The following is a 24,078-nucleotide window of genomic DNA, read 5'->3' on the forward strand; positions in this document are numbered from 1 at the left end:
CAACGGAGACATCAGGTTCTACCGACGCACGTAGGCCGAGCCGACGCTCCGTACGCCCTCCGCGCCCTGCCGTGCCACGTATGAGCCCTCCCTCGGGGGTACTGCAGGAGAACGAGCAAAGTGGAGGAGCGGACGATGGATCTCAACGAATGGTTCGGTGCCTGGAACGACCCGGGCTGGATCGCGGTGTACGTGATCGTGGCCCTGCTGGTGATCGGCGCCATCGCGATGGCGGGTGCGCGCAAGAAGCGTGAGCACGACCAGCACAAGGCGGAGGAGATCCGCCACGACGCGCAGCGGCACGAGACCAGGCTGCGTCAGAAGGACGCCGAGGCACGGCAGATCGAGGCCGAGTCGGAGCAGGTGCGGGCGGAGGCCGACCGGCTCGAGGCGATCGCCCAGGACAAGCGCAACCGGTTCGAGCGCGAGCGCGCCGAGCAGGAGCGCCGGCTGGGTGAGGCGGAGAAGCTCGACCCGCGTTCGCCGGGACGCCACGAGACGCGTAGCTGAGTGGTCTGCCGATCCCGTTAGTCTCGGCCGGGTGAGCGACATCGACGTCCGGCCCTACCAGCCGGGCGACTGGCCCCAGGTCGCGGCGATCATCGACGAGGTGCTGAGCGCGGGGGAGACCTACGCGATGCCGGTGCTCGACGACGCCGGCGCCCGCGAGTTCTGGCTCGGGCAGACGGGCGCCGTGGCGGTCGCCGAGCGTGACGGGGTCGTGCTCGGCACCGCGAAGATGGGCCCGAACCGTCCCGCGCAGGGCAGCCACATCGGCACCGCGTCGTTCATGGTCGCCACCGCCGCCCGCGGTGCCGGTGTGGGCCGGACGCTCGGGGAGTACGTCGTCGACTGGCACCGCAGCGAGGGCTACGCCGGCATCCAGTTCAACGCCGTGGTCTCCACCAACACCTCCGCCGTCGCGTTGTGGCGCAGCCTCGGCTTCGAGGTGATCGGCACCGTCCCCGGCGCGTTCCGGCTGCCCGACGGTGCCCTGGCCGGGCTGCACGTCATGTTCCTCGACCTCGGCGGCGTGCGGGGCTGACGACGGACCCGGATATCCTCCTCCGGTGAGCGACATCGAGATCGGCCGCGCCAAGCGCGCCCGCTGCGCCTACTCCTTCGACGACATCGCGATCGTGCCGTCGCGGCGCACGCGTGATCCCGAGGAGGTCAGCGTCGACTGGCAGATCGACGCCTACCGCTTCTCGCTGCCGATCCTCGCCGCGCCGATGGACTCTGTGATGTCCCCGCGGACCGCGATCGACTTCGGCCGCTACGGCGGCCTGGGCGTGCTCAACCTCGAGGGCCTCTGGACCCGGTACGACGACCCCGAGCCGCTGCTCGAGGAGGTCGCCGGGCTCCAGGGCGAGGAGGCCACCCGGCGGCTCCAGGAGATCTACACCGAGCCGATCAGGGCCGAGCTCATCACCGCCCGCCTGCGCGAGATGCGCGACGCGGGCGTGACGGTGGCGGGTTCGCTGTCGCCCCAGCGGACCAAGGAGTTCGCCAAGACGGTCACCGACGCGGGGGTCGACCTGTTCGTCATCCGCGGCACCACCGTCTCCGCCGAGCACGTGTCGAGCCAGGCCGAGCCGCTGAACCTCAAGGAGTTCATCTACGAGCTCGACGTGCCCGTCATCGTCGGCGGCTGCGCGACCCACCAGGCGGCGCTGCACCTCATGCGCACCGGCGCCGCCGGCGTACTCGTCGGCTTCGGCGGCGGCGCGGCCCACACGACCCGGACCGTCCTGGGCATCTCGGTGCCGGTGGCGAGCGCCGTGGCCGACGTCGCGGCCGCGCGCCGCGACTACCTCGACGAGTCGGGTGGCCGCTACGTCCACGTCATCGCCGACGGCTCGATCGGCACGTCGGGCGACCTCGCGAAGGCGATCGCGTGCGGTGCCGACGCCGTCATGGTCGGCTCGCCGTTCGCCCGCGCCACCGACGCGCCCGGCCGGGGCTTCCACTGGGGCGCGGAGGCGCACCACGCCGACCTCCCGCGCGGTCAGCGGGTGCAGTTCGACCAGGTCGGCTCGATCGAGGAGATCCTCTTCGGGCCCTCCCGCGTCGCCGACGGCACCATGAACCTGGTCGGCGCCCTCAAGCGCTCGATGGCCACCACCGGCTACACCGAGCTCAAGGAGTTCCAGCGCGTCGAGGTCGTCGCCCACTGACGCACGACGGTCGACGCACGACGTCGAGGCACGTCGGTCAGGGGCGCACGCTGCGCGCCAGGGTGGCGGTGAGCCGGTCGACCCAGGCGTCGTCGAGCTGGCCGGGCGTGAGCATCACCCCGGACAGCACTGCGCCGATGACCAGCCGGAGCAGGTCGTCGGCGCGGGTGTCGGGGTGGGCCTCGCCGGCCTCGACAGCGGTCCGGAGCCGGTCGTCGAGGGCGCGGAACACGCCGGCGAAGCGCTGCATCATCGCCGCGTGCAGGTCCGGCCAGGTGGCGATCTCGGCCAGCAGGGCGGGCAGTGCGGCCGCGGCGACCGGGCTGCAGAGCGCGTCGCGCGTGCCGCGGACGACGCCGCCGAGGTCGGTCGCGAGATCCGCGCCGAGACGCAGGTCGAGCGCCAGCTCGCCGGGGAACGCGGCCTCGTGCACGAGGTGGGGGAGCGCCGGCCAGCGCCGGTAGAGCGCCGCCTTGGTCGTGCCCGCGCGCTCGGCGACGGCGGCGACCGTCACGGCGGCGTACCCGCCGGCGGCCAGCAGGTCGCGCACCGCCGCGAGCGCCGCCTGCTCGATCCGCGGGTCCCGCGGCCGGCCGGTCGCCCGGACGGCGCCGGATTCGGTCCCCATGTCCTCTTCCCCTCTTTCGATACCGACGGTACCGTAACGCTCGTCGTGACATAGAACACGTTCTAGGAGCGTGGAGCCAGGAGGGCCCGTGACCGAGTCGCTGCCGACGGAGCTGACCGAGATGACCCTGCAGCGGTCGAGTCGTGACCAGGGCGCGGTCCACGACCGGCTCGAGGAGTGGCTCCGCACCGTGCTCCCGGGCGGCGCGGACCCCGTCGTCACGCTGCATGCGGGCGTCGACAGCAACGGCATGTCCAGCGAGACCGTCGTCCTCGACGTCACGCACACCGTCGATGGGCAGCGGATCACCGCCGAGCTCGTCGCCCGCGTCGCGCCGGCGCCCGAGGACCTCCCGGTCTTCCAGGAGTACCGCCTGCCCGACCAGTACGGCGCCATGCGCCTGGCCGCCGAGCTCACCGACGTGCCGGTCCCGGCCGTGCGCTGGATGGAGCCGACCGGCGCGGTGCTGGGCACGCCGTTCTTCCTCATGGACCGGGTCACGGGCGTCGTGCCTCCTGACGTGCTGCCCTACACGTTCGGTGACAACTGGCTCTTCGACGCCACGCCCGAGGAGCAGGCGCGCCTGCAGCGCGGCAGCATCGAGGTGCTCGCCCGGCTGCACGCCATCCCCGACGCCGCCACGACCTTCGCGTTCCTCGACCCGGCGGCAGCCGGGTACGCCGGCCCGACGCCGCTGGCGCGCAATGTCGCCCGGACCCGCGCCTGGTACGACTACGCCTGCACGGCAGCGACCGGCAGCAGTCCCCGCTCTCCGCTGATCGAGCGGGGACTCGCCTGGCTCGAGGCCAACCTGCCCGCCGAGGACGACGCGCCGGTGCTGGTCTGGGGCGACGCCCGCATCGGCAACGTGATGTACGACGACTTCCGCCCCGTCGCCGTGCTCGACTGGGAGATGGCCACCCTCGGCACCCGTGAGATGGACCTGGCCTGGATGGTGTTCGCCCACCGGGTCTTCCAGGAGATCGCGACCATGCTCGGGCTGCCCGGCCTGCCGGACCTCCTCACCGAGGACGCCGCGCGCGCGACGTACGCGGAGCTCAGCGGGGTCGAGGTCGGCGACCTCACCTGGCACCAGCTCCACGCCGCCGTGCTGTGGGGATGTGTCTTCCTGCGCACCAGCGCCCGGCAGATCCACTTCGGCGAGATCGAGCGACCCGACGACCCCGAGTCGGTCTTCCATCACCGTCCGCTCCTCGAGCGGCTCCTCGAGGAGGTCGGCGCATGAACCACCCCACGACGGACCACGCCCTCCACGGCGAGTACCACGGCCTCGGCCCCCTCGACGAGTTCCCCATCCACCAGCTCCCGCGCCCGGTGGCCTGGGCGGGCAGCAGCGACCGCAACTTCTACGACCGCTGCTATCTCAACGCCCACGACCGCACCGGCGACCTGTTCCTCATCACCGGCCTCGGCTTCTACCCCAACCTCGGCACCAAGGACGCCTACGTCCTCCTGCGCCGGGGCGACGAGCAGACCGCGGTCCACCTCAGCGACGCCGCGGACCCGCGGGGGGCCGACCGGATGGCCCAGCAGGTCGGCGGCTACCGGGTCGAGGTGATCGAGCCGCTGCACAAGGTGCGCCTCGTCCTCGAGGAGACCGAGGGCATCGCGATGGACCTGACCTGGGAGGGCTCGTTCCCCGTCGTCCAGGAGCTGCCCCACGTCATGCGCCAGGGCAGCGGTACGACGCTCGACGCGCAGCGGTTCGCGCAGCTCGGGACCTGGGAGGGCGTGCTCAGCGTCGACGGCACCGACATCGCGGTCACGCCGGACCGCTGGGTCGGCTCGCGGGACCGCTCGTGGGGGATCCGCCCGGTGGGCGAGGCAGCGCCGGCGGGCAAGCCCGCGGACCCGGCGTTCGAGGGCATGTGGTGGCTCTACGTCCCGCTCCGCTTCGACGACTTCTGCGTCGTGATCATCGTCCAGGAGACGCCCGACGGCTTCCGGACGCTCAACGACTGCACGCGGGTCTGGCGCGACGGCCGCGTCGAGCAGCTCGGCTGGCCGCGCGTGGAGATGCGCTACGCCCCCGGCACCCGGGTGCCCACCGGCTCGACGATCGTGTGCACCACACCCGAGGGCAAGGAGCTCGTGCTCGAGGTCGAGTCGCTGCTGCCGGTCCCGCTCCACGTCGGCGGCGGCTACGGCGGCGACCCGGACTGGACGCACGGGCAGTGGAAGGGCGCCGGCTTCACCGAGCGCCTCACCTACGACATCAACGCCCCCGACGTGGCCGGGCGGGTGATGTTCGGCGTGATCGACCATGTCGGCCGCGCCACCGTCCACGGCCCGGGGGCCGGCGTCGCCGACGGGGCGGAGGGGTGGGGCCTGTTCGAGCACGGCTCGCTCGGCCGGCACGACCCCTCGGGATTCAAGGACTGGTTCGACCTCGCCAAGGAGACCCCATGACGCTCGACCGCGACACCCTGTTCATCGGCGGTGCCTGGGCCCGGCCCGCCACCGACGCCGTGCTGGAGGTGATCTCCCCGCACTCCGAGGAGGTCGTGGCTCGGGTGCCCGAGGGATCGGCCGCCGACATCGACGCCGCCGTGGCCGCGGCGCGGCGGGCCTTCGACGAGGGGCCGTGGCCGCGGATGAGCCCCGCCGAGCGGATCGACATCGTGCAGACGCTCTCCGGCCTCTACGCCGCGCGCCTGGACGACATGGCGACCCTCATCTCCACCGAGATGGGCTCGCCGATCTCGTTCAGCTCGCTGGCCCAGGCGCCGGCGCCGTGGATGCAGATCGAGGCGTTCTTGTCCATCGCCCGGGAGTTCCCGTGGGAGTCGAGCCGGCCCGGCGCGCTCGGCGCCGACGTCGTCGTACGCCATGAGCCGGTGGGTGTCGTCGCGGCCATCCCGCCGTGGAACGTCCCGCAGTTCACGATCCTCTCGAAGCTGGTGCCGGCGCTGCTGGCCGGGTGCACCGTCGTCGTCAAGCCGGCGCCCGAGACCCCGCTCGACGGCTACCTCCTGGCCGAGCTGCTCGTCGAGGCCGGCGTACCGGAGGGCGTGGTGTCGATCGTCGCCGGGGGCCGCGAGGTCGGGGAGCACCTCGTGCGCCACCCCGGCGTCGACAAGGTCGCGTTCACCGGCTCGACCGCCGCCGGCCGGCGGATCGGCGCGATCTGCGGCGAGCAGCTCAAGCGGGTCTCGCTCGAGCTCGGCGGCAAGTCGGCCGCCATCGTGCTCGACGACGCCGACGAGGCCGCCGCGATCGAGGGCCTGAAGTTCCTCGGCGTGATGAACTCCGGCCAGGCCTGCGTCGCCCAGACCCGGGTGCTCGTGAGCCGCAAGCGCCACGACGCCTTCGCCGCCGCCCTCGCCGTCGCGATCGGGAGCATGGTGGTGGGCGACCCGCTCGACCCCGCCACCGAGATCGGCCCGATGGTCGCCCGGCGCCAGCAGGAGCGGGTCGAGAAGTACATCGCCCTCGGACAGGAGGAGGGCGCCCGGCTGCTGACCGGCGGGAACGGGCGGCCCGACGGCCTCGACACCGGCTGGTACGTCCGCCCGACCGTCTTCGCCGGCGTCGACAACCGGATGCGGATCGCCCAGGAGGAGATCTTCGGACCGGTCCTCTCCGTCATCGCCTACGACGACGTCGCCGACGCGATCCGGATCGCCAACGACTCGGAGTACGGCCTGGCCGGCACGGTGTGGACCGCCGACCAGGAGGCCGGGCTCGAGGTCGCCCGCGGGGTGCGGACGGGGACCTACGGCGTCAACACCTACACGATGGACTTCGCGGCCCCCTTCGGCGGGTTCAAGGCCTCGGGTGTGGGGCGGGAGTTCGGTCCCGAGGGGCTCGCGCAGTACACGGAGGTCAAGTCGGTGTACCTGTCGGCGCCGATCTAGCCAGCACTGCAGGCGGGCTGCAAGGCTGGGCGAGCAGGCTCGGGACTGATCGCAGGTCCCGAGCCGAGGAGGCAACCGATGCCCGATGCCCGACCGGTGGTCGACTCCGTCGCCGCCCTGCTCGCCGGCGCGACCGACCGCGCGGCGCTCGACGCGCCGGGCAAGTCGGGGGCCGTGCTCGAGCGGGTGCGGATCGACGGGCGGCCGTACGTCGTCAAGTATCTCGACCACGACGCCGACTGGTCGCTGCGGGCGGCCGGGGTGCCGGGCAGCCCGACCGTGGAGCTGTGGCGTCGGGGGATCCTCGACGCCCTGCCGCACGAGATCGCCCAGCCGATCGTCGCCGTCGCCCACGACCGGGACCGGCCGACGCTCTCGGCCGTGCTGATGCACGACGTCGGGCCGTGGCTGGTGCCGGCCGTCGACGACCCGATCACGGTCGGGCAGAACAGCCGGTTCCTCGACCACCTGGCCGCGCTGCACGCCGCCTTCTGGGAGACCGACCGCGACGTCGACGTGGTCGCCCCGCGCGACCGCTACCTCGAGCTGTCGCCGCGGATGGCCGCGGCGGAGGCCACCCTCGGCTCGAGCCACCTGGTGCCGATCCTGGTCGCGGAGGGTTGGCCACGGCTGGCGTCCGTGGCGCCGCGGGCCGCGGCGGTCGTCGTACCGCTGGTCCACGAGCCGGCGCCGTTGCTGGCGGCACTGGCCACCACGCCGCAGACCTTCGTGCACGGCAACTGGAAGCTCGACAACCTCGGCACCGACGACACGGGCCGGACCGTGCTGCTCGACTGGGAGACCCCGGGACGGGGTGCCGGGACGGCCGACCTGGCGTGGTACCTCGCCATCAACTGCCGCCGCCTGCCGGTCAGCAAGGAGCAGGCGATCGACGACTACCGGGCGGCGCTCGAGCGCCGGGGCATCGTCACCGAGCCGTGGTGGGACCGGCAGATCGCGCTCGCGCTGCTCGGCGCGCTCGTGCAGTTCGGCTGGGAGAAGGCCCTCGGCGGGTACGACGACGAGCTGGCGTGGTGGGAGGAGCGAGCCGTGGCCGCCGCGCCTCTGCTCGGGTGACCACGCCGGTCGGGGCCGCCTACGACGCCGCTGCGTCCGCGTGGCGCGACGGTCCGGCCCGGCTCTACGCCGGGCTGGCCGAGGTGCTGGTCGACGGCCTCGACCTCGACGGCGCCGCGGTGCTGGACGCGGGCGCCGGGTCCGGCGTCGCCGGCGACGCGGCCCGCCGTGCAGGCGCGGCACGGGTGGTGGCGATCGACCTCGCCCCGGCGATCCTGCCGCGACCGCCGGCCCTCGCGGTCGCCGCCGACCTGGCCCGGCTGCCCTTCGCCCACCGGGCCTTCGACATCGCGCTGGCGGCCTTCAGCCTCGGCCACCTGACCGACCCGGAGCCGGTGCTGGCCGGACTGCGCCGGGTCGCGCCGATGCTCGCCGCCTCGGCCTTCGCGCAGGGCTGGACGCACCCGGCGAAGGATGTCGTCGAGCAGGTCCTCGCCGAGCACGGCTACCGTCCGCCGGGCTGGTACCTCGCCTTCAAGAGCGGCCCCGAGCGCCGGATCGGCGACCCGGACCGGTTCGCGGCGCTGGTGGCCGGGGCCGGTCACCGCGAGGTCCGGGTGCGCCGGGTCGAGGTCGCCACCGGCCTCGTCGAGCCGGAGGACCTGGCGGCATGGCGGCTGGGGATGGCGCACGTCGCGCCGTTCGTCGACCGGCTCCCGCAGTCCGCGCGGAGGGCCGTGCGGGAGGAGGCCGCCCGACGGCTGGCCGGTGCGCCCGAGGTGGTCGTCCCGGTGCTGGTGCTCACCGCGACCTGACGGCCGCCGTCAGCTGCTCGGCCCGGGTCAGCCACCGTTCCTCCCCGAGCGCGGCCCCCGTGCTGGCGGCCCACCACCATGCCTCGATCCCGACCGCACGCTCGACCCGGCCCAGGTCGTGCCAGGCCGCAGCCGGGTCGACGGGCTCGCCGAGGGCGTGCGCGGCCCGGTGGACCAGAAGGCGCGCGCACGCGTCGTACCGGGGGACACCGACGCTCCCGGCGTCGTCGGCGAGGGCGCGGGCGATCGTCAGCGCCTGCTCCGGCTCCTCGCGCAGCAGGTGGACCTGCGCCTGCAGCAGCCGCAGCTTCATCGCCAGCCGCCATCCGAACACGAGGTCCCCGACCAGGGCCGCGCGGGCCCGGTCGAGCAGGGCGGCGGCCGCGTCGGCGTCGCCTGCGCGCAGCCGCTCCTCGGCGAGGTCCTCCAGCGCAGCCACCCGTACCTCCGGGATCACCACCCCGTCGACGGCCTCCTCGGCCGCCCGCTGGTGGGCGTCGACGCCGGCCGCGACCGCGCCGAGGTTGCGCAGCACCCAACCGGAGAAGTTCACCCCGCGTCCGGCGAAGCGCGGCACGTCGCGCCGCTCGACCTCGGCCGTGTAGCTGTCGAAGCAGGCCAGTGCCTCCTGTGCCCGACCGGCGACCGCGAGGGTGTGCCCGGTGAACAGCAGCGCGTGCAGCGACGCCGCGGTGTGGGCCACGCCGACGCCCGGCCGGGTGGCCGGTCGGAGGAAGGCGAGCGCCTCGCCGACCTCGCTGCGATGGGCGTGCAGCACCCCGAGCCACGCCGCCGCCTCGAGCCGGTCCTCGCCGGTCGCGTCCAGCATCGCGGCGTCGAGGCGCTCACGGGCGAGGTCGAGCTGGCCCCGGGCGTGCAGGATCCGGCCCGACGCCACCAGGCAGCGGGTGCGCGACGGGGCATCGTCGGCGGCGAGGATCCCGTCGTCGGCGTAGGACGCGGCGTCGTCGAAGCGTCGGTCGAAGTACGCCGCCCAGGCGGCCGTCTCCCAGCGCATCGGCCCGGAGCGGGTGGCTGCGAGGGCATCCGCCTCGGCGTCGCGGTAGCGCCGGCGGCGGGTCCGCACCCGGGCCCGGGCGAGCAGCGTGCCGTCGTCGGACGCGAGCGCGAGGGACTGGTCGAGCAGGTTCTCGGCCGTCGCGTGGTCGAAGCGCTCCTCGGCCCGTCCGGCAGCGGTGCGCAGGGCGCGGGCGGCGAGCTCGGGATCGCCGCCCAGCCGGGCGTGCTCGGCCACCGCCGCCGGGTCGGCGTCGGCGCGCCGGTCCAGTGCGCGGCCCGCCTCCCGGTGCAGCAGGGTGGCCCGGCCGGTCGTCGTACCGCTGACCAGGGCGGTGCGGACCAGGTCGTGCCGGAAGCGCAGCCGACCGGCGACCTCGACCAGCAGCCCGCTGCGGACGGCGCGCTCGGCGTCGGTGAGCACGTCGAGGGTGCCGCGCCCGAGAACGCCGGCGAGCAGGTCGATGTCGAGGTCGCCGCCGAGCACGGCGGCGGTGCGGACCAGCTCGCCGGCTGAGCCGAGGTCGTCGCAGCGGGCGGTCACGGCGGCGACCAACGACACCGGAAGTGCACCCGCCGGGACGGTCGCGAGCTCGGCCAGGAAGAGCGGGTGCCCGCCCGACCGGGCGTGCAGGTCGTCGGCCCGTCGCTCGCCGACGAGCGCCGCGACATGGGACCGGTCGAGCGGACCGAGCCCGACGTGGTCGGTCGCGGGGAGGTCGGGGCCCTCGGCCGGGCGCGCGCCGAGCACGACGACGAGGGGGAGCGGGCGGCGGCGGAGGTAGGCGAGCCAGTCCGCCAGCGTGGGTCCGGCCAGATGGGCGTCGTCGACGACCAGGACGAGCGGCCGGTCCGCGGCGATCCGAGCGAGCGCGCGGGTGAGGGCCGCGTAGAGCACCGTGGGCCCGAGGGCGGGGTCGACGGAGCGGCCGGAGCCCGTGGACCCGAGCAGGGCGTCGAGGTCCCCGTCCTCGCCGTGGTCGGCCAGGGCGGAGAGGACGACGTCGAGCGGCGCGGCCCGGTCGAGCGGCCCGCAGGTGCCGAGCAGCACCCGGTCGCCCGCGGCGCGGCGGGACGCCGCCCAGCTGGTGAGCAGCGTGGTCTTCCCGATCCCCGCCTCGCCGGACACCAGCGCGACCCGCGGCACCCGCTCGGCCCTGGCCCGGCCGACGAGCGAGTCCAGGTGCGCGACCTGGCTGTCCCGTCCGACCAGCGCCGGCACGTGCGGCGAGGAGCGCACGAGGGGCAGGTCGCCGCGCAGGATGGCGGTGTGCAGCGCGGCGGTCTCCTCGTCGGGGTCCGCGCCGAGCTGGTCGGCGAGGGTCTCGCGCAGCACGGCGTGGACGGCGAGGGCCTGCGCCGGGCGCCCGGCCGCCGCATGGGCCCGCATCGCGGTCCGGGCCGCCTGCTCGTCGAGCGGGTCGGTCACCAGGTCGCCCGCCGCCAGCTCCAGCGCGTCGCGCCACTCGCCGGCCGCCAGCAGGCTGCTCGCCGCGACCCGGCGCGCCCGCTGCACCAGACGCACCACCGCGGCCTGCTCGGCCACGGCCCACGCCGCCTCGGGGTGCACCTCGGGCACCGGGCCGCGGAGCAGGGCGAGCGCAGCCCGCGCCGCCGCGGCCGCGGCCCCGGTCTCGCCCGCCGCGTGACGGCGCTCGGCCTCCCGGGTCACCGCCTCGAGCTCGACCAGGTCACACCAGTCGGCGTGCAGGCGGTAGCCCCGGTCGGTCCGCTGCACGGACTCGCGGCCCAGCAGCCGTCGTACCCGGCTCGCGAGGACCGCGACCTGGTCTCCCGGCCTGCGCGGCGGGGCGTCGCCCCACAACGCCTCCACGGCGGCGTCGACGGGCACAGCGCCGCCGCGGGCGAGGGCCAGCAGCTGGAGCAGCCCGCGGGCCTTCCTGTCCAGCTGCGCGACGTCGAAGCCGTCGACCGTGAGTTCCCCGAGCACACGCACGGCAAGTGCGCTCACGCGCGCCATCCTAGTGTCCTGACGAGACCCTGGGCCGGGACGGCCGGCACGGGCCCGGAGGTCAGGGCTTCGCGTAGTTCGAGGCGCCCCACCAGTCGACGACCACGACGGGTTCGTCGCCGATCACCCAGGCGTCGTGGCCCTCCGGCAGCGAGGTGACGTCGCCGGGGCGGGCGACCAGCTCGGTGCCGTCGGCCATCAGGATCCCGAGCTCGCCGCTCACGTGGTACTGGAAGTGCGGGGCCTCGCACAGGTCGGTGCCGGCGATCGGCTTCACGTGCTCGGACCACCGCCAGCCCGGCTGGAGGACCAGCCGGCCGATCGGGGTGCCGCCGACGGTGAGGATCTCGGCGACGCCGCGCTCGAAGGAGCGGGTCTCGTCCGGGCTGTCGAAGCTCTTCTGCTCGGTCTTCTGCTCGGTGGCCGGGTGCTGGTGGTCGATGCTCATCGGGGTCTCCTCGTGCTCGCTGGCGACGCCTCTCGTCGCTTCGAGGACGAGCCTGCGCCGCCCGGCTTGCAGCCGGTTTGCAGCGCGCACACGTCTTGACATCAAGACGGCATGTGTAAAGCAGCACATCTGCTACCGATCGGTAGCCGCAGGTGACTCCGCTCACCTACTCTCGTCGCATGAGCGAAGCGATCTCCGGTGCCTCCGGTGGACCCGTCGACCCCACGGTCGGCGGCCCGCACGATCCCGAGCACGACCCGCGGGCGTCGTACGCCCTGGAGCCGGAGTACGTCGCCCGGTTGACCGAGCGCGTCGTGGCCACGACGGGGCGCACGACCCAGGTCCACTCGCCGATCAACGGCGCCCCGGTCGCCAACATCCCCCAGTCGAGCACCGACGACGTGGCCGAGGCCTTCCGACGCGCGCGGGTGGCCCAGGCGGCGTGGGCGCGGGTCTCCGTCGACGAGCGGGCCCGGATCCTGCACCGGCTGCACGACATCGTGCTCGACCGGCAGGCCGAGATCATGGACCTCATCCAGCTGGAGTCGGGCAAGGCGCGCAAGCACGCCTTCGACGAGCCGCTGCACATCGCGCTGACCGCGCGCTACTACGCCCGCACGGCCCACCGTCACCTCGACAGCGAGCGCCGCCCGGGCGTCGTTCCCGCGCTGACGAAGGTCGAGGTCAACCGGGTCCCGAAGGGCGTCGTCGGGATCATCTCGCCGTGGAACTACCCGTTCACCATGGCGCTGTGCGACGGCCTCCCGGCCCTGCTCGCCGGCAACGCGGTGGTGACCAAGCCCGACGCGCAGACGATGCTCTCCGCTCTGCTCGGCGCCCGACTGCTCGAGGACGCCGGGTTCCCGCGCGACCTGTGGCAGGTCGTGGCCGGCCCGGGGCGCGAGCTCGGCCCCCCGATCATCGAGCGCTCCGACTACATCTGCTTCACCGGCTCGACCGCGACCGGCAAGGTCATCGCCAAGCAGGCCGCCGAGCGGCTGATCGGCTGCTCGCTCGAGCTCGGCGGCAAGAACCCGATCCTCGTGCTCCGCGACGCGGACATCGAGCGGGCCGCGGAGGGCGCCGTCCGCGCCTGCTTCTCCAACGCCGGCCAGCTGTGCGTCTCGACCGAGCGGATGTTCGTCGCCGACGCCGTCTACGACCGGTTCGTGGAGCGCTTCGTGGCGCGCACCAAGGCGATGAGCCTGGGTGCGACCATGGACTGGGACGCCGACATGGGCACGCTCATCTCCGCCGACCAGCTCGAGACCGTCACCGCGCACGTGGACGACGCCGCCGCCAAGGGCGCCCGGGTGCTCGCCGGCGGCCGGGCGCGGCCCGACCTGGCGCCGTACTACTACGAGCCGACCATCCTCGAGGGCGTCACCCCCGAGATGACCTGCTTCGGCAACGAGACCTTCGGCCCGGTCGTCTCGATCTACCGCTTCCACGACGAGGCCGACGCCATCGCCCGGGCCAACGACGGGGAGTACGGCCTCAACGGCTCGGTCTACACCCGCGACACCGCGCGGGGACGCGCCGTCGCCCGGCAGATCAAGTGCGGCACGGTCAACGTCAACGAGGCCTTCGGCGCGACCTTCGCCAGCATCGACGCCCCCATGGGCGGGATGCGCGAGTCCGGCATGGGGAGGCGGCAGGGGAGCGAGGGCATCCACCGCTACACCGAGACCCAGTCGGTCGGCACCCAACGGCTGATCCGGTTCGGTCCGATGCTCGGCATGTCCGACGAGGGCTACGCGAAGTTCATGACCGCCTCGCTGCGTCTGATGGACAAGCTGGGCCGCGCATGAACCACTTCGACTACGACGTCCTCGTCATCGGGTCCGGCTTCGGCGGCTCGGTCACCGCGCTGCGGCTGACCGAGAAGGGCTACAAGGTCGGCGTCCTCGAAGCCGGCGCCCGGTTCACCGACGCCGACTTCGCCGACAACTCCTGGGACCTGAAGAAGTACCTCTACGCCCCGGCCGCGGGCTGCTACGGCATCCAGCGCATCGACATGGTCAAGGACTGCATGATCCTCGCCGGCGCAGGTGTGGGCGGCGGGTCGCTGGTCTACGCCAACACGCTCTACGAGGCGCTCGACCCGTTCTACACCGACCCGGCCTGGGCGCACATCACGGACTGGAAGGCCGAACTGGCGCCCTACTACGACCAGGCCAAGCGGATGCTGGGCGTGGTCACCTATCCCCGCATGACGCCGTCCGACGAGGTGATGAAGAAGGTCGCCGACGAGATGGGCGCCGGCGACACCTTCCACGCGACCCCCGTCGGCGTCTTCTTCGGCGGCCCCGGCCAGGCGCCGGGCGCGGAGGTCGACGACCCCTACTTCGGTGGCGTCGGCCCGGCCCGCAACGCCTGCCGCGACTGCGGCGAGTGCATGACCGGGTGCCGGCACAACGCCAAGAACACCCTGGTCAAGAACTACCTCTACCTCGCCGAGCAGAACGGCGCCGTGGTCCACCCGCTCACCACCGTCACCCGCGTCCGCCCCCTGGCCGGCGGCGGCTACCAGGTCGACACCCGGTGGACGAAGGCGAAGTTGAGCCGGCGTACCGCCACCAAGACGTTCACCGCCGAGCAGGTCGTCTTCTCCGCGGCCGCGCTCGGCACCCAGAAGCTGCTGCACCGGCTCAAGGCGACCGGCGACCTGCCGAACGTCTCCGACCGCCTCGGCCACCTGACCCGCACCAACTCCGAGTCGATCCTCGGCGCGATCGCGCCGGAGGGCGCCGACGTCGACTACACCGAGGGCGTCGCGATCACCTCGTCGTGGCACCCCGACGACCACACCCACATCGAGCCGGTGCGCTACGGCCGGGGCAGCAACGCCATGTCGCTGATGCAGACCGTGCTCACCGACGGCGACGGCCCCGAGCCGCGTTGGAAGGTGTGGCTCAAGGAGCTGTGGCGCGAGCGCGCCCGCGTCCGCGACCTCTACGACGTCAAGCACTGGTCCGAGCGGGTGGTGATCGCCCTGGTCATGCAGTCGGTCGACAACTCGATCACCACCTTCCCCAAGCGGGTCGCCGGCAAGTGGATCCTCTCCTCCAAGCAGGGCCACGGGGAGCCCAACCCGACCTGGATCCCGGCCGCCAACGAGGCCGTACGCCGGATGGCCGCCGTCATGGGTGGGGGCACCGCCGGCGGCACCATCGGTGAGCCGTTCAACCGACCGCTGACCGCCCACTTCATCGGGGGCTGCACCATCGGGGACAGCCCGGAGACCGGTGTGGTCGACGGCTACCAGCGGGTCTTCGGCCACCCGGGCCTGCACATCGTCGACGGCTCGACCATCTCGGCGAACCTCGGCGTCAACCCGTCGCTGACCATCACCGCCCAGGCGGAGCGAGCCATGGCGTACTGGCCCAACAAGGGCGAGCGCGACGCGCGCCCGGCGCTGGGCGAGGCCTACCGGCAGATCGAGCCGGTCACCCCCAAGGCGCCCGCGGTCCCCGCGACTGCGCCCGCCGCGCTGCGCCTGCCGATCGTCGGGGTCAGCTGAGCAAGATTCCCCGCAACTTGGTCGAACCCGGCGTAACCCACCCTCCGAGGGGTCGTTGAACGACCGAGCCCGGGATTTTCACGCTCCCTCCCGAAGCCCGGGCTCATGTCCAGGCGCTGTCCATCAGCTGCGTGGACAATCAGGGCCCGGCCACCCTCCCTCCCCGGCCGGGCCCTGGTGCGTGAAAGGGGCTTGTTCGCCGATACGATTCGGCCATGACGGCGCCTGGGGAGACCACGCACGAGTCCGAGCACGACCTGGTCCTGGTGGTGGACTTCGGTGCGCAGTACGCCCAGCTGATCGCCCGGCGCGTGCGCGAGGCGCGGGTCTACTCCGAGATCGTCCCGCACACCATGCCGGTGGCCGAGATGGTCGCGCGCAACCCGAAGGCGATCATCCTTTCCGGTGGCCCGTCCTCGGTCTACGAGCAGGGCGCGCCGGCGGTCGACCCGGCCATCTTCACCGCGGGCCCCTCGGTCTTCGGGATGTGCTACGGCTTCCAGTTGATGGCCGCGCACCTCGGCGGCACCGTCTCCGCGACCGGCGCCCGCGAGTACGGCCGGACGCGAGTCAGCGTGAGCCACCCGGGCACCCTGCTCGGCGGCATCCCCCTCGAGCACAACGTGTGGATGTCGCACGGCGACTCGGTGAGCGCCGCGCCCGAGGGCTTCACGGTCCTGGCCTCGACCGACGTCACCCCGGTCGCGGCGTTCGAGGACGTCGCCCGCGGCCTGGCCGGCGTGCAGTGGCACCCGGAGGTGCTCCACTCCGAGCACGGCCAGCGGGTGCTCGAGCACTTCCTGTGGGACATCGCGGGCTGCCGCCAGACGTGGACGATCGGCAACATCGCCGAGGACCAGATCGAGCGGATCCGCGAGCAGATCGGCCCCGACGGCCGCGCCATCTGCGGGCTGTCGGGCGGCGTCGACTCGGCCGTCGCGGCCGCGATCGTGCAGAAGGCGATCGGTGACCGCCTCACCTGCGTCTACGTCGACCACGGCCTCATGCGCAAGGGCGAGACCGAGCAGATCGAACGCGACTTCGTGGCCTCGACCGGCGCGAAGCTGGTCGTCGTCGACGCCGAGAAGCAGTTCCTCGACGCGCTCGCCGGCGTCAGCGACCCGGAGACCAAGCGCAAGATCATCGGTCGCGAGTTCATCCGCACCTTCGAGGCCGCCGAGCTCGACATCGTCAAGGACGCCCCGGAGGGCACCAAGGTCGGCTTCCTCGTCCAGGGCACCCTCTACCCCGACGTGGTCGAGTCCGGCGGGGGAGCGGGCACCTCCAACATCAAGTCCCACCACAACGTGGGCGGCCTGCCCGAGGATCTCGAGTTCGAGCTCGTCGAGCCGCTGCGCACCCTCTTCAAGGACGAGGTCCGCCTGGTCGGCGAGCAGCTCGGCCTGCCGCCCGAGATCGTCTGGCGCCACCCGTTCCCGGGTCCGGGCCTCGGCATCCGGATCATCGGCGAGGTCAACCGCGAGCGTCTCGACATCCTCCGCGAGGCCGACGCCATCGCGCGCGCCGAGCTCACCGCGTCCGGCCTCGACCGTGACATCTGGCAGTTCCCGGTCGTCCTCCTCGCCGACGTCCGCTCGGTCGGCGTCCAGGGCGACGGTCGCACCTACGGTCACCCGATCGTGCTGCGCCCGGTCACCTCCGAGGACGCCATGACCGCCGACTGGGCACGCCTGCCGTACGACGTCCTGGAGCGGATCTCGACCCGGATCACCAACGAGGTGGCCGAGGTCAACCGGGTCACCGTCGACATCACCTCGAAGCCCCCCGGCACCATCGAGTGGGAGGGAGCACCCGACCCGATCCCTCGGATCCCGCTCGGCGCGGCCGATAGGACCTACCGAGGGTCGGGGAGACCGTCGGCTCGGCGCCGGCCGGGCCGGCCGATCCCGGGAGCGAGGTCGGCATGGGAACCGCTGCGCAGACGCTGACTGCGGAGCGGATCGAGCGTGCCCTGTCCCAGGGGGACGTGGTCGTCCACTACCAGCCCTGCTACGACCTGCGCACCGGCGACATGGTGGCCGTCGAGGCGCTCGCCCGGCTGCTGGACCCGGACACGGGCGAGCTGATCGAGCCGGCGGGCTTCCTCGAGGCCCTGGAGGAGTCCGGACTGGTCGTCCGCCTCGACGAGATGGTGCTCGCGGCAGCCGCTGCCCAGGTGGCGCGCTGGCGGGAGCTGCCGGCCGGCAGCCGGCTGTGCCTGGCGGTCAACCTGTCGCCCGCCGACCTCGACGACCCGATGCTGCCGCAACGCTTCCGCGAGACGACCGAGGCCGCGGGACTGCCGCTCGAGGCGGTGGTCGTCGAGCTCACCGAGACCCTGCTGTCGCGCACCGGCCAGGGCCACGAGCAGGTGCTCGCCGAGCTCGCGGCGCTCGGCTGCAACATCACCCTCGACGACTTCGGCACGGGCAACGCGAGCTTCGACTACCTGCGCCGCTTCCGGGTGGACGGGATCAAGATCGACCGGTCCTTCGTGCAGTTCCTCGGCTCCGGCGGCCAGCACGAGCGGATGGCGGAGTCGCTCGTCCGGTTCTGCCTGTCCCTGGGCGTGCACGTCGTGGCGGAGGGGATCGAGCGGCCCCAGCACGTCACGGCGCTGCGTCGTCTCGGCTGTCCGTTCGGCCAGGGCTTCCTGATGAGCCGGCCGCTGCCCGCGGCGGACCTCGGCGAGCTGTTGCGCACCGACGCCGTCCCGCCGTCGCTGGCCCGGCCCACGGATCAGGACGTCCTGCCGACGATCTCCCCCGACCCGATCGACCCGACGCCGGCGCTGCGGGAGAGGCTCGTGCCGAGGGTGCTGGGCGGCCTGGTCGCCCTCGTGCTCGTGGCGGTCGCGGTGCTGGCCGGCCGGGCGCACGCCGACACCCACGCCTCGCTCACGGCCGCCGCCCAGGACCGGCTGGAGGCGATCGACTCGCTCGCGGCCCACAACGTCGACATGCGCTTGGGCGGCCTGCGCGACATCGTCACCGCCTTCAGCCGCAACGACGGCGTGCGTGAGGCGCTGGACTCGCGCGATCCGGCGCAGATGGACCTGGTCCTCGCGGCGCTCGGCTCGTCCACGACCGCCACCTTCAACACCTCGCTGTACGACGCCGACGGCACCATGCTCGACCTGGTTCCCGCCCAGCGCGAGCCCGACGTGGTCGGCAGGAACTTCGCGCACCGCGAGTGGTACCTGCCGGCGACGTCCTCGGACACCGCCTACGTCTCCCAGGCCTACCAGCTGATGACGTCCGAGCAGACGTGGGCGGTCGCGGTCGCGGCCGCCGTCCGCGACCCGGACGGCACGATCCGCGGGTACGTCGTGGCGACGCTCGCGCTCTCCGGCCTCCAGGCCGAGATCCTCGCGGTCTTCCGGCAGCACGGCGCCAGCGTGAGTGTGGTCGACCGGCACGGTACGACGCTCGCCGCCTCCAGCGGGCGGGTCGGGGTCCGCAGCCGGGACCCCCGGCTGTCCGGAGGCGGCCCGCCTCCGGACCCCTCCGACGACGGGCCGCTGTGGGCGGTCGCCGAGGTGCCGGCGATCGGCGGGTGGATGCTGGTCGAGCAGGACCGCGACGCGGCGATCGGGGAGCTGGACGGCTACGACCCCCTGCTGATCGGGCTGGCTGTCGGCACCGGGTTCGTCCTCATCCTTCTGTGGCTGGTCAGCGACGCCCGGCGGCGGCGCCTCAAGGCGAGCCTGCGGCGGTCGAACGCGTGGCTGAGCTCCCTCCTCGGCGCGACTCCGACACCGGTGCTCGTGAGCGACGCCGAGGAGCGGATCCAGCAGGCCAACGCCGAGGCCGCCGCCCTGCTCGGGGTGCCCGCCGACTCGCTGCGCGGCCGGACCGTGCGCAGCTGGCTGACCACGCGCGACCAGCCCGCGGCCGACGGCGGCGCCTTCTCCGCCACCGTCGTCACCCGCGACGGCGACGTCCGTCTCGTCGAGGTCCAGGTCCGCGATCTCACCGGGCCGAGCGGCGAGCCGATGCGGCTGCACGCGATGATCGACGTCACCCCTCACCGCGAGGAGCAGGACCGGCTGCGGGCCCAGGGCCGGATCGACCCGCTCACCGGCGTCAGCAACCGGATCGCCCTGCAGGAGGCTCTGGCCGCGGCGTCCGCCCCCGGCCGCTCGCCGCACGCGCTGGTCATGCTCGACCTCGACGGCTTCAAGGCCGTCAACGACGATCTCGGGCATGCCGCGGGCGACAGCGTCCTGTGCGCGGTCGCCGACGTGCTGAGCGACGTCGTCCAGCCCGACGACACGGTCGCCCGGGTCGGTGGCGACGAGTTCGTCCTGGTCGTGCGCCTCGAGTCCGGCACCGCCCACGCGGTCCTCGCCGAGCGGGTGCGTGCCCGCGTGCAGGAGACCCTCGACGCACACCCGTTCGCCCTGCACGTGCCGGTGGGCGTCAGCGTCGGGTCGGCCGCTGTCGGGCCGGAGGGACGCGATCCCGACGAGCTGCTCCGGCTCGCGGACCTGCGCATGTACGACGCCAAGCGCCGCGGTGCGCGCCACCGCCACTGAAGGCTCGTCCACCGACCGGAGCAGGTCCGCCGGTTCGCCCGCCGGGCGCCGTCCGTCGGACACGGCGCCCAGCGGGCGTCGGTCAGGTGAACAGGCTCACGCCTCCGGGGCCGACCAACAGGCCGATGACGATCAGAACGATCCCCCAGAGCAGCTCACCCCTGAACAGGCTGAAGATGCCGGAGACCACGAGGATCACCGCCAGGATCCACAAGATGAGTGCCACAATTCCCTCCTTCGTCGGGGGCCTTCCGGCCCGGACCTGAAGTACCCAGCCGTCGTGGGGCCAGACTCCGCTCGCTCGGCAGGACCGTCCTCAGCCATGCTGCTCGTCGTCGGGGATGACGTGGACGGCGGCCTCCTCGGCGCTCGCCCCCGCTCCGTCGATCCCGACGTCCTCGGCGACGAGGTCCTGCTCGACATCGTCGCCGCGCCCCTCGTCGGGGTCGACGAGACGACCCGCGCGATCGTCCCCGACCTCCTCGCCGGGCTCGTCGGCCTCGTGGGCGATCCCGTCGTCCTCGGGGCCGTCCCCGCGCAGCTCGCGATCGGCGTCACCGATCGGGTCGGGCTCGGGCACCTCCTCGGCGAGCCTGTCGTCGAGGGGCTGGTCGTGGGCCTGCTCCCACGGGGTGTTCCCGTAGCGCTGTCCCGCCGAGTACTTCTCGGGAGGGGAGTAGCCGCGGTCCAGCTCGTCCGCCACGTCGTCGTCGGCCAGGGTGTCCTCCGGCTGCAGCTGGTTCTCGTCGTCGACGCTGTAGCCCTCGTACTGCTCCGGATCGTTGGTGGTCATGCGCCTGCGGTACCCGGTCGTCCGCGGGTCCTACGCTGACGGGATGGAATCACTCGCCCTGGCCTTCTCCTCCGGCTGGGCCAGCGGGATCAACAGCTACCTGGTCGTGCTGGTCCTCGGCGGGGCCGACCGCCTGGGCTCGTTCGCCGAGATCCCCGACGTGCTGGCCCGCTGGGACGTGCTCGTCGTGGCCGCGCTGATGTACGCCTTCGAGTTCGTCGCCGACAAGATCCCGTACGTCGACTCCGCCTGGGACATCGTGTCGACGGCGATCCGGCCGCTCGTCGGCGGTGCGGTCGGGGTCCTCATCGCGGGCGACTCGGCCTCGACCAGCGAGCTGCTCGGAGGCCTGGTCGGCGGCGGCAGCGCGCTCGCCGCGCACTCGGTCAAGACCGGCACCCGGATGGCGGTCAACACCGTGCCCGAGCCGTTCAGCAACATCGGCATCAGCGTGGGGGAGGACGTCGCCGTCCTCGCGGTGATGGCGTTCGCGATCGAGCACCCGTACGCCGCCGCGTCGGTGGCCGCGCTGCTGCTGCTCGCCGGCGTCGTGCTGCTCTGGCTGGCCTGGCGTGCGGTACGCCGCGGCTGGGCCCGGTTCCGGGCGTGGCGCGAGGGCCGACGCGCTCAGGAGCGGTCGGGGCTCCCGTAGAGCGTGGTGCGCTCGCGCACCGGCCGGCCGATGCCGGCGCCGATGTCGGTGAGCTCCTGCACGGTCTTGGCGGAGCCGTGCTCGGAGCCGGCCATGCGGGAGATGGTCTCCTCCATGAGGGTGCCGCCGAGGTCGTTGGCGCCGGCGTCGAGCATGGCGCGGGTGCCGTCGACGCCGAGCTTGACCCAGCTGGTCTGGATGTTGTCGATGCGTCCGTGGAGGAGGATGCGGGCCATGGCGTGGACGGCGAGGTTGTCGCGCAGGGGGGGTCCGGGGCGGGCGACGCCGGCGAGGTAGATGGGGGAGCTGGTGTGGACGAAGGGCAGGGGGACGAACTCGGTGAACCCGGTGCTGCCGTTCTCGCGGGCGGTGTCCTGGACCTGCTTGAGGACGCCCAGGTGGCCGACCCAGTGGCGGGGGTTGTCGACGTGGCCGTACATCATCGTGCTCGTCGTGGGCAGCCCGATCCGGTGGGCGGTGGACACGATCTCGACCCAGGTGCGGGCGGGCAGCTTGCCCTTGGTGAGGACCCAACGGACCTCGTCGTCGAGGATCTCGGCGGCGGTGCCGGGGAGGGAGCCGAGGCCGGCCTCCCGGGCCTTGATGAGGAAGTCCTCGATCGAGAGGCCGGTGCGGGCGGTGCCGTTGACGACCTCCATCGGGCTGAAGGCGTGGACGTGCATGTCGGGGACCCGTTGCTTGACCGCGGCGGCGATGTCGAAGTAGGCGGTCGCGGGGAGCTCGGGATCGATGCCGCCCTGCATGCAGACCTCGGTGGCGCCGAGGTCCCAGGCCTCCTGGGCGCGGTCGGCGACCTCGGCGTAGGACAGGGAGTAGGCGTCGGCGTCGGTCCTGCGCTGGGCGAAGGCGCAGAACCGGCAGCCGACGTAGCAGACGTTGGTGAAGTTGATGTTGCGGTTGACGACGTAGGTGACGTCGTCGCCGACGGTCTCGCGGCGCAGGTCGTCGGCCAGTCGCACGACCTGGCGGAGCAGGTCGCCCTCGGCGGTCATCAGGGTGAGGGCGTGCTCGTCGGACAGGTTGCCGGGGTCGGCTTCCGCTGCGGCCAGGGCCGACAGTCCCGGAGCGGAAGCACCGATATTCGGTAGGTCACGGTGCTCGTGAGCAGGGACCGGCCCGGCGGCCGAGGTCTGGGCGGCGGCCTCGCGGACAGCGGCCCAGTCGCCGTAGACCGACCCGAAGTCGGAGCGGCGGTCGTCGGTGCGGCCCTCGGTGTCCACGGCCGCGTGCAGGTCCACGCGGCCCGCTGATGCGAAGCCGCCGTCGGGCTCCTGCCAGGGCAGGCCGGTGGGGCGGACATCGGGGATCGCGAGCCCGGCCATCGGGCCGTCCGGCACGGCCAGCGCGGCGATGTGGGCGTGCAGGCGGGGGTCGATCCACGCCTGCCCGTCCCGGAGCGAGCCGACGACGTACTCCGGGTGCACCGTCAGGCGTGCGCGCAGGTCGAAGCCGCAGGTGGCGGTGATCGAGCGGAGCCGGTCGAGCGAGGGCCAGGGCCGCTCGGGGTTCACGTGGTCGGGGGTCAGCGGCGAGACGCCTCCCCAGTCGTCCACGCCGGCGTCGAGCAGGGCCCTGCACTCGCTGAGGTCGACCAGGTTGGGCGGCGCCTGGATCCGCGCCTTGGGGCCGAGGACGAGTCGGGTGACGGCGATCGCGGCGCGGTACTCGGCGAGGTCGAGGTCGTCGACGTGGCGCATCGCGGTGTCGGGCTTGGCCCGGAAGTTCTGGACGATGACCTCCTGCACGGCGCCGTAGGCACGGGCCGTGGCACGCAGCGCGAAGATCGTCTCGGCCCGCTCGGTCAGGGTCTCGCCGATCCCGACCAGCAGGCCGGTGGTGAACGGGATGCCGTGCCGGCCGGCGTCCTCCAGCACCCGCAGCCGGACCGCGGGGTCCTTGTCGGGGGAGCCGAAGTGGGCCAGGCCCTTGGTCTCGTACAGGCGCCGCGACGTGGTCTCCAGCATCATCCCCATCGACGGGGAGACCGGCTTGAGCCGGTTGAGCTCCTCCCACGACATGACGCCGGGATTGAGGTGGGGCAGCAGCCCGGTCTCCTCGAGCACCCGGATCGCCATCGCCCGGATGTAGGCCAGCGTGGAGTCGTAGCCCTGCTCGTCGAGCCAGGCCTGCGCCTCGGGCCAGCGGTCCTCGGGCCGGTCGCCCAGGGTGAACAGTGCCTCCAGACAGCCCAGCTCCGCGCCCCGGCGGGCGATGTCGAGGATCTCGTCCGGCGACAGGTACGGCGCCCGGCCGTCCCGCGCCGCTCGGGCCGGGGTCTCCACGAAGGTGCAGTAGTGACAGCGGTCGCGACACAGCCGGGTGATCGGGATGAACACCTTGGGGGAGTACGTCACGATCCCCCGGCCCTCGACCACCCGTCCGGCGGCGACCAGGCCCGCGTCACGGACCTTCGCGGCCGCCCCGCACAGTCGGTCCAGCTCGGCACCGGTCGCGGCGAGCAGGGCGGTCGTCTCCGCGAGGTCGAGCGCGGCCCCGCGCTCGGCACGGGCCAACGCCCGGCGGATCTGCTGGGGGGTGGGGACCTCGGACATCAGCACGAGCCTAACGGGTGGACGTCCGCGGTAGAACAAGTTCTACCC

18 protein-coding genes and 1 pseudogene are annotated in these 24,078 nt (G+C 73.3%); 13 read left to right on the forward strand and 6 right to left on the reverse strand.

Going from position 1 to position 24,078, the window contains the following annotated elements:
• The first annotated feature begins 135 nt into the window (after window positions 1-135).
• Genes FHP29_RS09780 through FHP29_RS09790 form a run of 3 tightly spaced genes read left to right on the forward strand, consistent with a single transcriptional unit; the run spans window position 136 to window position 2,177 of the window.
• Window positions 136-510, forward strand: coding sequence for a hypothetical protein (locus FHP29_RS09780; protein WP_139622690.1), 375 nt, complete (start codon window positions 136-138; stop codon window positions 508-510).
• A 31-nt stretch (window positions 511-541) separates the two neighbouring features.
• Window positions 542-1,045 carry a GNAT family N-acetyltransferase gene (locus tag FHP29_RS09785; protein ID WP_240044427.1) on the forward strand — a complete coding sequence of 168 codons (504 nt, stop codon included), beginning with the start codon at window positions 542-544 and terminating at the stop codon, window positions 1,043-1,045.
• A gap of 25 nt (window positions 1,046-1,070) precedes the next feature.
• Entirely contained in the window at window positions 1,071-2,177 is a 1,107-nt protein-coding gene (locus tag FHP29_RS09790) for a GuaB3 family IMP dehydrogenase-related protein (RefSeq protein ID WP_139622691.1), read from the forward strand.
• Window positions 2,178-2,214: 37 nt separating this feature from the next.
• Here the strand turns inward: FHP29_RS09790 and FHP29_RS09795 are convergent, their stop codons facing one another.
• Window positions 2,215-2,805 (reverse strand): TetR-like C-terminal domain-containing protein, encoded by a 591-nt coding sequence (locus FHP29_RS09795; protein WP_139622692.1) that lies wholly within the window; start codon window positions 2,803-2,805, stop codon window positions 2,215-2,217.
• 88 nt (window positions 2,806-2,893) lie between these two features.
• Between FHP29_RS09795 and FHP29_RS09800 the strand changes: the two genes are divergently transcribed.
• The 5 genes from FHP29_RS09800 (at window position 2,894) to FHP29_RS09820 (ending at window position 8,515) form a co-directional block, all read left to right on the forward strand.
• On the forward strand, window positions 2,894-4,051 hold the full coding sequence (locus FHP29_RS09800) for a phosphotransferase family protein (RefSeq protein ID WP_205014004.1): 1,158 nt from the start codon (window positions 2,894-2,896) through the stop codon (window positions 4,049-4,051).
• Complete coding sequence (locus tag FHP29_RS09805; RefSeq protein ID WP_139622693.1) at window positions 4,048-5,235, forward strand: Rv3169 family protein; 1,188 nt, start codon at window positions 4,048-4,050, stop codon at window positions 5,233-5,235. Before FHP29_RS09800 ends, FHP29_RS09805 begins: the two co-directional genes overlap by 4 nt.
• Window positions 5,232-6,683: an aldehyde dehydrogenase gene (locus FHP29_RS09810; protein ID WP_139622694.1), complete on the forward strand. Its 1,452-nt coding sequence runs from the start codon at window positions 5,232-5,234 to the stop codon at window positions 6,681-6,683. The genes FHP29_RS09805 and FHP29_RS09810 overlap by 4 nt, the downstream gene beginning before the upstream one ends.
• Before the next feature lie 78 nt (window positions 6,684-6,761).
• Window positions 6,762-7,760: an aminoglycoside phosphotransferase gene (locus FHP29_RS09815; protein WP_205014005.1), complete on the forward strand. Its 999-nt coding sequence runs from the start codon at window positions 6,762-6,764 to the stop codon at window positions 7,758-7,760.
• Window positions 7,757-8,515, forward strand: a complete 759-nt coding sequence (locus FHP29_RS09820; protein ID WP_158296531.1) for a class I SAM-dependent methyltransferase — start codon at window positions 7,757-7,759, stop codon at window positions 8,513-8,515. Before FHP29_RS09815 ends, FHP29_RS09820 begins: the two co-directional genes overlap by 4 nt.
• Here FHP29_RS09820 and FHP29_RS09825 read toward each other — a convergent pair.
• Together FHP29_RS09825 and FHP29_RS09830 are read right to left on the reverse strand one after the other, a co-directional pair.
• Window positions 8,502-11,504 carry an ATP-binding protein gene (locus tag FHP29_RS09825; protein ID WP_139622696.1) on the reverse strand — a complete coding sequence of 1,001 codons (3,003 nt, stop codon included), beginning with the start codon at window positions 11,502-11,504 and terminating at the stop codon, window positions 8,502-8,504. The two genes, FHP29_RS09820 and FHP29_RS09825, sit on opposite strands and share 14 nt — an antisense overlap.
• A gap of 61 nt (window positions 11,505-11,565) precedes the next feature.
• Window positions 11,566-11,952, reverse strand: coding sequence for a cupin domain-containing protein (locus FHP29_RS09830; protein ID WP_139622697.1), 387 nt, complete (start codon window positions 11,950-11,952; stop codon window positions 11,566-11,568).
• Window positions 11,953-12,131: 179 nt separating this feature from the next.
• Here FHP29_RS09830 and FHP29_RS09835 point away from each other — a divergent pair, with 179 nt between their 5' ends.
• From FHP29_RS09835 to FHP29_RS09850, 4 genes and pseudogenes are all read left to right on the forward strand, one after another.
• Window positions 12,132-13,763, forward strand: coding sequence for a succinic semialdehyde dehydrogenase (locus FHP29_RS09835; protein WP_139622698.1), 1,632 nt, complete (start codon window positions 12,132-12,134; stop codon window positions 13,761-13,763).
• Window positions 13,760-15,475: a GMC oxidoreductase gene (locus FHP29_RS09840; RefSeq protein ID WP_139622699.1), complete on the forward strand. Its 1,716-nt coding sequence runs from the start codon at window positions 13,760-13,762 to the stop codon at window positions 15,473-15,475. Before FHP29_RS09835 ends, FHP29_RS09840 begins: the two co-directional genes overlap by 4 nt.
• Before the next feature lie 215 nt (window positions 15,476-15,690).
• Window positions 15,691-17,280, forward strand: a pseudogene (gene guaA / locus FHP29_RS09845) (glutamine-hydrolyzing GMP synthase); the annotation flags it as partial.
• A 119-nt stretch (window positions 17,281-17,399) separates the two neighbouring features.
• Entirely contained in the window at window positions 17,400-20,012 is a 2,613-nt protein-coding gene (locus FHP29_RS09850; protein WP_139622701.1) for an EAL domain-containing protein, read from the forward strand.
• Between the two features lie 82 nt (window positions 20,013-20,094).
• Here FHP29_RS09850 and FHP29_RS22020 read toward each other — a convergent pair whose 3' ends face one another.
• Both FHP29_RS22020 and FHP29_RS09855 read right to left on the reverse strand, forming a co-directional pair.
• Window positions 20,095-20,238: a GPGG-motif small membrane protein gene (locus FHP29_RS22020; protein ID WP_192904003.1), complete on the reverse strand. Its 144-nt coding sequence runs from the start codon at window positions 20,236-20,238 to the stop codon at window positions 20,095-20,097.
• 90 nt (window positions 20,239-20,328) lie between these two features.
• Window positions 20,329-20,805: a DUF5709 domain-containing protein gene (locus FHP29_RS09855; RefSeq protein WP_139622702.1), complete on the reverse strand. Its 477-nt coding sequence runs from the start codon at window positions 20,803-20,805 to the stop codon at window positions 20,329-20,331.
• Window positions 20,806-20,848: 43 nt separating this feature from the next.
• Here FHP29_RS09855 and FHP29_RS09860 point away from each other — a divergent pair, with 43 nt between their 5' ends.
• Window positions 20,849-21,457: a DUF4126 domain-containing protein gene (locus FHP29_RS09860; protein WP_139622703.1), complete on the forward strand. Its 609-nt coding sequence runs from the start codon at window positions 20,849-20,851 to the stop codon at window positions 21,455-21,457.
• Here FHP29_RS09860 and FHP29_RS09865 read toward each other — a convergent pair.
• Window positions 21,433-24,030, reverse strand: coding sequence for a bifunctional FO biosynthesis protein CofGH (locus tag FHP29_RS09865; protein WP_139622704.1), 2,598 nt, complete (start codon window positions 24,028-24,030; stop codon window positions 21,433-21,435). The genes FHP29_RS09860 and FHP29_RS09865 overlap by 25 nt on opposite strands.
• Window positions 24,031-24,078: the final 48 nt, after the last annotated feature.

It is taken from the genome of Nocardioides albidus (assembly GCF_006335005.1).
GTDB lineage: Bacteria > Actinomycetota > Actinomycetes > Propionibacteriales > Nocardioidaceae > Nocardioides > Nocardioides albidus.

Excerpts from the sequence above, each read along its gene's own strand:
- FHP29_RS09860 (WP_139622703.1), top strand. The coding sequence starts at position 20,849 with ATGGAATCACTCGCCCTGGCCTTCTCCTCCGGCTGGGCCAGCGGGATC.
- FHP29_RS09855 (WP_139622702.1), bottom strand. The coding sequence starts at position 20,805 with ATGACCACCAACGATCCGGAGCAGTACGAGGGCTACAGCGTCGACGAC.
- FHP29_RS09850 (WP_139622701.1), top strand. The coding sequence starts at position 17,400 with ATGGGAACCGCTGCGCAGACGCTGACTGCGGAGCGGATCGAGCGTGCC.
- FHP29_RS09830 (WP_139622697.1), bottom strand. The coding sequence starts at position 11,952 with ATGAGCATCGACCACCAGCACCCGGCCACCGAGCAGAAGACCGAGCAG.
- FHP29_RS09840 (WP_139622699.1), top strand. The coding sequence starts at position 13,760 with ATGAACCACTTCGACTACGACGTCCTCGTCATCGGGTCCGGCTTCGGC.
- FHP29_RS09815 (WP_205014005.1), top strand. The coding sequence starts at position 6,762 with ATGCCCGATGCCCGACCGGTGGTCGACTCCGTCGCCGCCCTGCTCGCC.
- FHP29_RS09795 (WP_139622692.1), bottom strand. The coding sequence starts at position 2,805 with ATGGGGACCGAATCCGGCGCCGTCCGGGCGACCGGCCGGCCGCGGGAC.
- FHP29_RS09805 (WP_139622693.1), top strand. The coding sequence starts at position 4,048 with ATGAACCACCCCACGACGGACCACGCCCTCCACGGCGAGTACCACGGC.
- FHP29_RS09780 (WP_139622690.1), top strand. The coding sequence starts at position 136 with ATGGATCTCAACGAATGGTTCGGTGCCTGGAACGACCCGGGCTGGATC.
- FHP29_RS09810 (WP_139622694.1), top strand. The coding sequence starts at position 5,232 with ATGACGCTCGACCGCGACACCCTGTTCATCGGCGGTGCCTGGGCCCGG.
- FHP29_RS09835 (WP_139622698.1), top strand. The coding sequence starts at position 12,132 with ATGAGCGAAGCGATCTCCGGTGCCTCCGGTGGACCCGTCGACCCCACG.
- FHP29_RS09865 (WP_139622704.1), bottom strand. The coding sequence starts at position 24,030 with ATGTCCGAGGTCCCCACCCCCCAGCAGATCCGCCGGGCGTTGGCCCGT.